At 39.0% G+C, this 11,100-nt stretch carries 6 protein-coding genes; 1 reads left to right on the forward strand and 5 read right to left on the reverse strand.

Annotated elements, in window-relative coordinates:
• Positions 1-40 precede the first annotated feature (40 nt).
• Complete coding sequence (locus G3569_RS05845) at positions 41-1,132, forward strand: quinone-dependent dihydroorotate dehydrogenase (protein ID WP_205720047.1); 1,092 nt, start codon at positions 41-43, stop codon at positions 1,130-1,132.
• Here the strand turns inward: G3569_RS05845 and porW are convergent.
• The 5 genes from porW to G3569_RS05870 all read right to left on the reverse strand — a co-directional run bounded on the left by porW (position 1,119) and on the right by G3569_RS05870 (position 10,732).
• Positions 1,119-3,731 carry a type IX secretion system periplasmic lipoprotein PorW/SprE gene (gene porW / locus G3569_RS05850; RefSeq protein WP_165267013.1) on the reverse strand — a complete coding sequence of 871 codons (2,613 nt, stop codon included), beginning with the start codon at positions 3,729-3,731 and terminating at the stop codon, positions 1,119-1,121. The two genes, G3569_RS05845 and porW, sit on opposite strands and share 14 nt — an antisense overlap.
• A gap of 78 nt (positions 3,732-3,809) precedes the next feature.
• Positions 3,810-5,243 carry a pyruvate kinase gene (pyk, locus tag G3569_RS05855; protein ID WP_165267015.1) on the reverse strand — a complete coding sequence of 478 codons (1,434 nt, stop codon included), beginning with the start codon at positions 5,241-5,243 and terminating at the stop codon, positions 3,810-3,812.
• 267 nt (positions 5,244-5,510) lie between these two features.
• Entirely contained in the window at positions 5,511-6,335 is an 825-nt protein-coding gene (locus G3569_RS05860; RefSeq protein WP_165267017.1) for a DUF4843 domain-containing protein, read from the reverse strand.
• Positions 6,336-6,337: 2 nt separating this feature from the next.
• Positions 6,338-7,750 (reverse strand): RagB/SusD family nutrient uptake outer membrane protein, encoded by a 1,413-nt coding sequence (locus tag G3569_RS05865; protein WP_165267019.1) that lies wholly within the window; start codon positions 7,748-7,750, stop codon positions 6,338-6,340.
• 9 nt (positions 7,751-7,759) lie between these two features.
• Complete coding sequence (locus G3569_RS05870) at positions 7,760-10,732, reverse strand: SusC/RagA family TonB-linked outer membrane protein (RefSeq protein ID WP_165267021.1); 2,973 nt, start codon at positions 10,730-10,732, stop codon at positions 7,760-7,762.
• Positions 10,733-11,100: the final 368 nt, after the last annotated feature.

Consider the following 11,100-nt stretch of genomic DNA (forward strand, 5'->3'; position numbering starts at 1 on the left):
TTTACTTTATCAGCAGTAAAAAAATATACGGCTTTATTTTATGATTTATAATTCGTTGGTAAAACCACTCCTGTTTCAGCTTGATGCAGAACAGGCACATACGGCAATACACAAGTTCGCCCAAACCGCCTCTCGGAGTTCCATGCTAAAGGCGTTGGCAAGCGTTATTTATGGGTACCAATCTCCCATGCTAAACCAACAGCTATGGGGGCTGGATTTTGGCAACCCCATGGGATTGGCTGCCGGCTTCGATAAAAATGGGGAGATCCCCGAAATTATGGACGCTGTTGGTTTCGGTTTTGTGGAAATTGGCAGCATTACGGGGAATCCCAGTACTGGCAATCCCAAGCCCCGTGTTTTTCGATTGCCCAAAGACCATGCGTTAATAAACAGGATGGGCCTCAATAACGATGGAGCCAAGACCATCATAAAACGTCTTAAAAACAAGCAACTATCTATTCCACTGGGCGTGAATGTTGCTAAAACTCATGATCCCAATATAATGGGAGACTTGGCGATCCGGGATTATGTTCACAGTTTCAATGAGGCCAAAAAAGTAGCTGACTATATTACCGTCAATATTTCTTGTCCTAATACCAGTGAAGGTAAAACCTTTGAAGATACAGCCGCTCTCGATGAACTGCTTTCTGCATTAGAAATACGAGAAGATGCCCGACTGGTTCCTACCCTCATCAAATTTTCCTCTGATCTCACAAAACAGGAATTACTCAGCTTACTTGAGGTATGCGAGAACCATCGTGTACACGGCTATGTGGCATGTAATACTTCTTCTGGCAGAGACCGACTCACTACTGACGCAAAAATACTAAAGAAAATTGGTCGAGGCGGACTCAGCGGAAGCCCCATTGCTCCCAAAAGCATCCAGGTTGTTGAGTGGATTAGTGAAGCTACCAACGGCCAAAAACCAATAATTGGGGTGGGTGGCATTGACTCTTTTGATATCGCACTAAAAATGATTCTTGCCGGCGCCGACCTGTTACAAGTTTACACCGGTTTAATCTATGAAGGACCCGGACTCATAAAATCAATCAACAGACAACTTGTTCAACAGATGAAAGAACTTAATATAAGCTCCATCCATCAGCTTGTTACTGCGACTACTGCTGAATAGGAAAAGTTTTTGTACATCTAAGTTGCAGAGGAACTTCTTCACTTTCAAAAGCTTTGAACTGTAAGTTTTCATCAAAAGCCTTTTCAAAAGCTTCTTCTATCCCCAAAGAAGTTCTATTTGACATAAGTTTATATGATTCAATATTGCCCTTCTGATCTACTAGAAAAGAGTATGTAACCTCACCGGACAGTGAACGCCCCTTTAACTCATCAGGAAAATTGACTTTTGACAAAAAGGCCTGCATGTTGGGTTTAATTGTAAGTGAGAGCCCGAACTCTTCACAGGTTGCCACGTTCTCTTCTTTTGCCCTTCTATTTTCTAAGAACGATTTCAACTGTTTTACTTTTGAACGTTGTTTCGCATTGGTAAAAGTAGTATCAAATTCGTGCACGGCTATTCGCACACTGTCCCAATAAGTATTCTCCAATTCATCTCGTGTAGAATCAACATCAATAACCGGTAACGTAGTGTCGAATCGGGTGCTATCAATAAAAGCTCTCTCCCCTGAGGAGATGGAATCTGACACGGTACGAGCTTGACGGGCATATCTCTTTATTGCCTGGTAATAAATATACGGGGCCATTTTTGATGAGCGATGGGATAAAGCCAGCCTTCGCAACTGCCCCGGCGCAACCTTCTTCTCAGATGATATAAGCTGATGATACTGCTCTTTCAACCTTACTGTTGTTGAATCAGAAACATATTCGCTGTCAGCCTTTCTGTTACCGGAACGAATTATATAAGCATACCTTGATTGCGGATATTCTTTTAGAATCCGACTTCTCCAATATTTTAGGCTATCAGTTTGGCCCTCGGTGTTATAAATTTCATACAAAGAGTACATTGCACGGGGCCGAAGGTCAGCATTTACTCCACTGGCAATTACTTTACGAAAGTAACTGCTTGCACTGTCTGGCATTCCCAAATTCATAAATAGTAGATTTCCCATTTCATATAGGGCAGTGGCTTGTTCTTTTCTTAGTTTCTTTTTGGCTTTTTTTGTCTGAGGTATTTCACTAATATCAATATTTAAGCCTGCCCTCTTGTCAGTATCCAAGGTGGCTGTTAATTGATTCTCCTGTTTAGAATCCCCGGCAAACACCTCATCCCGTGATTGCCCAACAGCTTGAATCCGGCGCCAGTTATCAGTTAGCGGGCGGTTACCCCAAATAATTTGAAATTCCTTTTTCCCACGAGCAATAAGCTCATTGTTTTTATGGTTTAAAAAACCATGGATAGATGACCGGGTTTCATTATTATTTTTGGAGCTGGATATACCCCTGTTTATTAACCTTTCAGCTTTAGCATTATCTCTTTTTTTTAATAATGCTCTACGTTTTCGTTCTCTCTTCTCAGAAATTACTGAATCTAGTTGCTCGGGCGACAATGATCCCAGCCACAATAAACTATCGGTATGTGCTACTTTATGTTGTAACTGTGTATAGTCACCGTATGCCTCTGCTAATGTCTGTGCCGCCAATCCATTTTTACCGGTTTGTTGTTGACTTCCCATTGCAGAAGAAGAATCAAAATATGCCGCGGCAACATCAAATTTCTCATAAAAATTGCTATAGATCTTACCCAGCCGAAAGTATATTTTCCCCTTCAGCGTTCTTGGTATCGAGTTTTTAGATAATATTCTTTTGTAACTCTGCTCCGCTACTGAAATCCCTCCCTTCATTTCAATAGTTCGAGAGATCTTAAAGTTTAGCTCATCAATTCGTTCATAATTTTTGTCGTCCCGGCGTAATCTGGTGTATATAGAAATGGCTTGTGAGAGGTTCCCCATTTTCCTGGCTACATCGCCCTGTTTAACCCCTGCCCAGTAGACATATTCAAAATTTGGAAAATGCTCAGACACCTGTGAATAGGCATAAAATGCTTCACCGTAGCGTTCCAGCCTCTCTAAGAGCTGCCCATGTAAAAAGTAAGATCGGCCCAGGATTTTTTTCTTTTCTAAGTTAGTTATAGCCTCAGATAATATTTCTTCTGCTTGCTGCCAATTCTGTACCATTGCATAATGCTCGGCCAATAAAATATTTATTTCTGCTTTTTGTCTTATAGACCAGTCAGCAGGGTAGTTGGCGAGCTCACTTTTTAAAAAACTGATGCCCTCACTGTATTTTTTTAGCTCAAGTTGCGTTCGCCCCTTCCAAATAATTGCAATTTGCTCCATCTTGGGTGATTCCGAAGCATTTAACAGTTCCTCAAATTTTTGTAATGCCCTATAAAACTCATGTCTGTAATAATATGATTTCCCTATAAGCAGTAAAGCATCATCCAACCATTTTGAATCTGGAAACTTGCGTAGAATACGGGCTCCTTTTTTAATAGCTTTTTTAAAATCATTATTCCCGGCTTGAACTGTTGGAGAATGAACGCGAACCGGCTCTTGAGGATTTATCTCAACAGATTGCTTTTTAACTTTGGTTAAACCTGCCCTATAATTTTGTTCTGCATTATAATAGGTATTGTAATATGCTCTAAAATTTAGCCACGAATTCTTAAGCGTTCCTCCACAGCCTGTCGCAAAAACCATCACCAATGACAGCATCAAGAAGTGCTTACTAATTGTATATAAGCGGTGATAAAAATTCATTGTGGAGTATTAAGGCCTTATAAAAAATTTGACCGTAGTCTATCCAGTCATCCCAAAAAATTTATGTAGATGATACATTTAATCAATGGTACTAACTTTAATCATGTTTGTACGCCCCCTCTTAGCAATCGGCATACCTGTTGCTATAATCACGCGCTCGTCACTATTGACAAGCCCGTGCTTTTGCAGGTATTCTTCCATCAGTTTAACACTTTTATCTGTATCAAAGATTTCATCAATCTTGACAGGTCGAACGCCCCAAACCAAGCCTAACTGCCTTCTCACCTTATTGCTCTCCGTAAACGCCACAATGGGTACTCCAGGGCGAAATTTAGCAATGCGTCGGGCTGTACTTCCAGAATGAGTAATGGTACTAATTACCTTTGCGTCAACATTCTCAGCTAACATCACACATGAATATGCCAATGATTCAATCACCTGTTTCTCTTTCCATTCAGGTTTACGATAGCTAAGACTACTATATAAGTGGGGAGCATTATTTTCGACAGATCTACAGATTTTATCCATTGTTTTAATCGACTCAACAGGATAATCACCTGCTGCTGTTTCTCCTGAAAGCATCACCGCATCCGTTCCATCTAATACAGCATTTGCCACATCGGAGCTTTCGGCCCGGGTTGCCCTTGGGTTCTGTATCATAGAGTCGAGCATTTGGGTAGCAGTAATTACCGGTTTGCCGGCCTGTCGACAGCGATCAATAATTTTCTTTTGAACCAATGGTACTTTTTCACTGGCAATTTCAATTCCGAGATCTCCCCGAGCGACCATAATACCCGTTGATTCTTCGATAATTTCATCAATAACCTCAACAGCTTCAGGCTTTTCAATCTTAGCAATAATCCCTGCATTTGAGCCCTCAGCCCGTACCCGTGATATTACCTCTTGGATATCATCTGCAGAACGCACAAAAGACATGGCCACATAGTCTACTCTTTTGGATACAGCAAATTCTAAATCTTTAATATCTTTTTCGGTGAGGGAAGCCATTGAAATATCTACATCGGGCAGGTTTAATCCTTTTCGGGATTTTAACAATCCGCCAACAACCACTTGAGCTATCAAGCTATCTTTCTTTTTCTTAATTACTTTAAGCTCAAGCAACCCATCATCAATCAATAGTTTGTTGCCTTCAACCGCATCTGCGACAAGGCCTTTATAGTCAACCGGAACAACTTCTGGTGTTCCCTCAACCTCTTCTGTTGTCAAGGTAACATAATCTCCTTTCGTAACTTCTTGTCCCCCATTTTTCATAGTTCCGATACGAATCTTGGGACCTTGCAGATCTGCTAAAATGGGCAGGCTCACGTTATATCGATCTGCGACTTTCCGCAAATTATTGATTACCTCTTCGTGCTGCTTATGTGTGCCGTGCGAAAAGTTAATACGAGCAATATTCATCCCATTACGAACCAGCTCATCTATCTTCTGTTCTGTATTACTACTTGGTCCAAGTGTACACACTATTTTTGTTCGCCGTTCACCAATGCTCATTTAATCTAATCTATCTAAAATTTAAAATCATTAACTATTGATTGGGATAGTCTAAATTACCACATATATCCACAAAAGCTTAAATGTATAAAAATATCTTTTGAATAGTTATTGTTAAGTGGTTTTAAAGTAGGTCTTACAATTAATGGCCAGTACTTCTATGACAAACAGAATTGTATAATGAGAGGAGAGCTATTTTAAAAAAATAAAAAAGGGGAATAACCCAATCAGGTCATCCCCCCATTTACACACAATAGAGTGTATCAGTTATTGAATTTTCTGCAACGTAAATGGATTACTGCCAAAACTTCCTGCAGAAACAGTATGTTCAGCATCTGCGCTTATAACATAATTTTCAGCATCAAATGTACCTGAACCTTTCATTCTGACATCTCCATATGAACTATGAACCCAAGCCACTTCTTTATCAAAACTGACGGTGAAGTTTGCGGGATCAGAATCGTCCATATTCAATTTAATGTCTGTACCTGTTCCTAACATATTTTCGACTGTAAGGACCTGATCATTTTCGGGATCAGCAGAAATAGATACAACCCGTGGGTTACTATCCCCAAACCACCAATTGTATACGAGGTTATAATCGCCAACCCATTCTTGCTGGTTGTATGGAAAGTACTGCCGTAGCGTTATTTCTACTAAAGCATTATAATCAGCAGCATTCTCTGAAGTAATCTTTAAGAAAAGCTGGGGATTGTCTTTTAAGCTTTCCTTAATAAGAGTTATAGGAATAGTGCCAATAGTACTATCAGCTGGGATAGTGAAACTATTTGAGGCTAATTCATAATCTTCTCCTTCTACAGCAACTGTCCCATTTTCCAGGGTCGTATCAACGACTGTAAAATTATAGGTTTTATCTTCACCAACTGGTTTTAATGCAGATACCCCAATAGTTTCCTCATCTTTGTCTTGCTGGGCAAACAAAGTCATTTGATCACTATTGAACTTTACGAGAAGTTCTCCGTCGTAAGTATCGGCATCTGCTGAGAAATCAACGACATCACAGCTAACCAATGTTACAGCTACTAAGAGAGTAGCTGTAACTAAACGTGTTAATTTAGAAATAATATACATAATTAATATCCAGGATTTTGTTCAATATTTTCGTTTGCAAATATCTCATCAATTGGAATCGGCAACACAAACTTATAGCTGTCTGCCGCCAACCCATCAGAGGCTGTCTGTGCATCAATATCAGCAGGAATCCTTGTAATAGGAAGATTCGCTCTTTTTAAATCAAAAAAGTGATGACCTTCATACACTAACTCAAGACGGCGTTCTAATCGAATTGTATCCAAGGCATCTTGAGAGTCGCTAAATGAGGTTTGAGGGACAGTATCATAACGATTTGCCCTTAACTCTTTTATGTCATCTTCAGCAGCAGTTAAGTCTTGCTGAGGTCCTGGCTGTGCATATGCCTCTGCCCGAATAAGATACATTTCAGAAATACGCATCATTTTAATATCCGCAGTATTCTTCTGTCCGTTTCGCTTATTATATTTATTTACCTTAACGGTTTCAGAATCTATCCTTTCAAAAAATGTATTGAACCGAATATCATTATCTCCTGAAGTATCATACAGGTTTGCCAATTCATTTGATGCATAGAAAAATACATCATCATTAGAAGCACGCTCGAAAATATCCACGGTACCACTACTTGGTAATGGTCGTAACAGTTTGAACATTACTTCTCCCTGTATGCTATCATCCCAAAGACCAGCATAATTACTTCTCGAAGTTAAACCTGATGAGTTCGGATTATCTATAGCCTGTGTTGCATAATCAATGGCTGTTGACCAGTTACTCCTGTAAAGAGCTACTCTGGCCCGCAAACCTTGAACCGTACGAAGGTTAAGACGGTCATTATTGGTTGTTGCTTGCTGCCCCAACAAAGTAATTGCATTGTCGATATCTTCTATCAACAGATTAAAGAATTCAGCTTTAGGGGTACGAGCTGGACTACTTACTTTAGATTCTACCATATATGGTACGGCAGGTCCGCTATTATCATAGCTTGCAAACATTCGAAAAAGATCGAAATGCTGATATGCTCGTAATGCAAGCATTTCACCTCTTATCTGTTTTAAGGTATTTTCCTGCTCAGTAGATTCAGTATTAAACTCTTCTGAAGCAGCTAATAAACGATTAACCCTATCAATCACGATATATGCATTTAGCCAAGCAGCACCGATAGTACCATCCCCGGCAATAATATTGTGATTGAATATTTGCATTCCTTGACCAGTATTGGAATCAGCTCGTCTCAAATTATCAGTAATCCGAGCATTAATTCCATAAATATTCACCCCAGAAATGGCATTGTATGCACCTAATGCTCCCTGTTCTAGGTCATCAACTGTTTCATAAGCTGTCTTGGAATCAATTGAATCATAAGGCGAAGTTGTCAACTGGTCATCACACGACCAAATAGTAGTAGCTAACAACGCCAGTATTAATAGTTTGTTTAAATATCTCATAATATTCATAAATACGTTTTAAAATTTAATATCTATACCTGCAGTATACATCCGTGGAAGCGGGTACGAATACTGTGCAATATTATTTCCTTCTTCAGGGTCAAAACCTGTAAATGCTGTCCAAGTATAAATATTTTGCCCTTGCACAAATAGACGGACGTTATCAAAATATTTTCCAATTAAGCTGGTTGGTAATGAATAAGAAACCATCACATTACGTAACCGTAAATACGATCCATCTTCAATATCTTTTGAAGAAAATTGACGTGCATATTTATTTGACTGTATCTCAGTAACATCACCCGGCTTTTGCCACATATCCAGCATAATTTCACGCTGATTGAACTGGGAAAACGCATGATTTTCCTGGAAGTAAGACTGGTTGTTAAATATCTTATTTCCGTAGGTATAATTAAACTGAGAACGGATAGACAGATTTTTCCAAGAGAAGTCAAAGCCAAATCCTCCAGTAACAGGCGGTAACCACGTTCCATGCTCAGCAACAGCATCACTACTCGAAAACTGAGTAGTTACATTACCCTCTTTATCATAATATAAAGGAGCACCTGTGGCGGGGTCTACACCGGCCCATTTAACAACATAATGGCTACCTTTTGGAAGGCCTTCGCGAATTATTGAAGTACCAGTTTCGAACTCGTTTACCTGTCCTAAATCCAAAATCTCATTCTTATTTAATGAGTAATTTGCATTTAGAGATAAAAGAGTATTAGTGGTTTGTATAACATCTCCACTTAGGCTTACTTCAATTCCTCGATTACGCATCGAGCCAGCATTAATCTCCGTACTTGTAAACCCTGATGTTCTGGAAAGCTCTTGATCAATAAAGAGATCAGTAGTGCGTTCGTTATATAATTCAACTGTACCAGACAACCGATTATCCAAAAGACTAAAATCAACCCCTATATTAGCTTTATAGGCAGTCTCCCACTTAAGCTGTGGATTACCCGGTGTACTTGGTCGAATAGTTGCTTGCCCGGCATAACTTCCCGTTCTAAACGTAGAAATACTTTGATAGTTACCGATACCAAGTTGGTTACCTGTTTTCCCGTAACTACCTCTAATAATCAAGTTATCTAAGAAATCCACATCTGAGAAAAATTCTTCGCTGGAAGCGATCCATGAACCACCTAACGACCACAATAAGGCATATTTATTACCGGATCCGAAACGGGAAGAACCATCTCGACGAAGAGTAGCTTTTAAATTATATTTTTCATCAAAAGAATAGTCAACCATACCTAAGACAGACCAGAGAATACTCTTGCTTTTTCCTCCACTGATTGTTGGAATCATATTGTTACTCGGACTACCCGGAGTAACACTAGCAGGAGTGGCTCCCAGTTTTCCATTCAAGCCAAAACCGGTATTACCAAAACTATCATAATGAGTTTTGAGAAATTCATTACCGAGATGGAGGTCTACCTGATGTTTTTCTGCAAATTTATTCCTGTAATCTAAACTAGAATAGCTTCTAAACTCAGATAGTTTACTGGTAAAGTTATTTAATGAACCTTCACCACCTTCCTCTACATTTTGACCTGCATAACTATTGGGATCTACCCATCTGGTATAATCTCGCTCCCGATAATCAATTGACAGTTCTTGAGAAAGCTCAAAGTTGTTAAATAAAAATGAAGCATAGGTTTTACCTACAAACTTAATCTCTTCTCTGTCATCAATATTTTTTTTCAGACGCTCATATGAATTTGCTCCAGTTTGACCGGCGCCAACATTTAAGTCCCCATTCTCATCTTTTAAACGCTCATATGGATTTGCGAGATAAGCAGCTGCAAATGGGTTTGCCAGCGATACTGATCCTTCTGATTCAATATAAGATGACTCAGAGTACCCACCTTGTCCTTTAAAACCTAATGAGAAATTTTCTGTAGCATTTATATCAGTGTTAACTCTCATCGAGTATCTATCTAGGGCAGAACGAATACCTATCCCTTCTTGCTCAAAGATACTACCAGAAACAAAGTATCGTGCATTTTCATTACCTCCGGAAACACTCAAATCATGTTCTTTTGAAACACCTTTCCGAAAAAATGTTTCAGACCAGTCACGGTCACGAGATAACAGTTCTTGACGGTCTAAGGTAGCATTTGGGTTTTGATCCGAAGAAGCCCATCCAGCTCCCGTTTCTAACATCTCTTCGAATTGAAGTTTTTCTGCAGTATTCATCATGTCAAATTTGGGATCACCAGAAACTGAAACCCCTACCTGACTTGAATATTTAACTTGTGTATCGCCTGCTTTACCTGTTTTTGTATTTATTACTATAACACCATTTGAACCTCTTGATCCATACTGTGCTGTAGCACTTGCATCTTTAAGAATTGAGATGCTGGCAATATCATTAGAGTTAATCGAGGTAAAATCATTTTGGCTGATTGGTACCCCATCTAAAATATATAAGGGAGTACTATTACCAGTTATTGAAGCTGACCCTCTAATACGAACGGTTGAGGACGAACCAGGTTGACCAGAACCACTTGTTATAAAAACTCCGGGTGATTTCCCTTGAAGCTTTTGCTCAAATGTTGCTACCGGTATGCTTTCAAGTTCATCAGCTTGGACAGTGGTTATTGAGCCTGTCAATCGTTTTCTACTTTGTTCAGTATAACCTGTCACTACCACTTCATCTAATCCAACTGCATCTGTTTCTAAAACAGCATCATGAACAAGAGTTTCATTAGGAGAGATAGTAACTTCCTTTGAGTATGTTTTGTATCCCACAAATGTTATACGCAAAGTATAACTTCCGGCCGGGATATTGGATATTGAATAATTTCCATCAACATCAGTAGCAGTTCCTTTGTTTATTTTTAATAATAAAACATTGGCTGCAGGTACTGTGTCACCTGTTTTTGCGTCCGTTACCGTTCCTTTTAGCGTACCTGTCTGTGCAAAAGCAAAAGCCACAGAGGTTACCATAAAAAGAAAGGTTATGAGTAACTTTCTAATCATAATTAGCTTTTAAGTTAAGTTTAGGTTAGTGATTCCCATTTTAACACACACCCAATGCCATCACCTAGATTACAGGCATTAACTGCGAGTTTAAATGGGATTATTTGTTAAGAAATGAGTGTACTCATGATTATTTCATGAATAACCCAAATGCCGTATAAATAGAGATAAATTCCGTAATGCTTTAACCAACTGATATTTATTATTTGCACCCCTGAATGTATATATAGAAAATATCGCTTCCAATAATTATTTTGTGTTTTAAAACATTTAATATCTATAATTCTACTTTTTGGGGTGTCACTTAAGTAAGTATCCTTTAATACATAAGGAATGGAATTGCTACAAAAAAATGGACAGTGAGTTAA

The sequence above is a fragment of the Fodinibius halophilus genome, from assembly GCF_011059105.1.
GTDB classification, from domain to species: Bacteria; Bacteroidota; Rhodothermia; order Balneolales; family Balneolaceae; genus Fodinibius; species Fodinibius halophilus.

Coding starts and splice junctions, on each gene's coding strand:
- G3569_RS05845 (WP_205720047.1), top strand. CDS start 41: ATGATTTATAATTCGTTGGTAAAACCACTCCTGTTTCAGCTTGATGCA.
- porW (WP_165267013.1), bottom strand. CDS start 3,731: ATGAATTTTTATCACCGCTTATATACAATTAGTAAGCACTTCTTGATG.
- pyk (WP_165267015.1), bottom strand. CDS start 5,243: ATGAGCATTGGTGAACGGCGAACAAAAATAGTGTGTACACTTGGACCA.
- G3569_RS05860 (WP_165267017.1), bottom strand. CDS start 6,335: ATGTATATTATTTCTAAATTAACACGTTTAGTTACAGCTACTCTCTTA.
- G3569_RS05865 (WP_165267019.1), bottom strand. CDS start 7,750: ATGAATATTATGAGATATTTAAACAAACTATTAATACTGGCGTTGTTA.
- G3569_RS05870 (WP_165267021.1), bottom strand. CDS start 10,732: ATGATTAGAAAGTTACTCATAACCTTTCTTTTTATGGTAACCTCTGTG.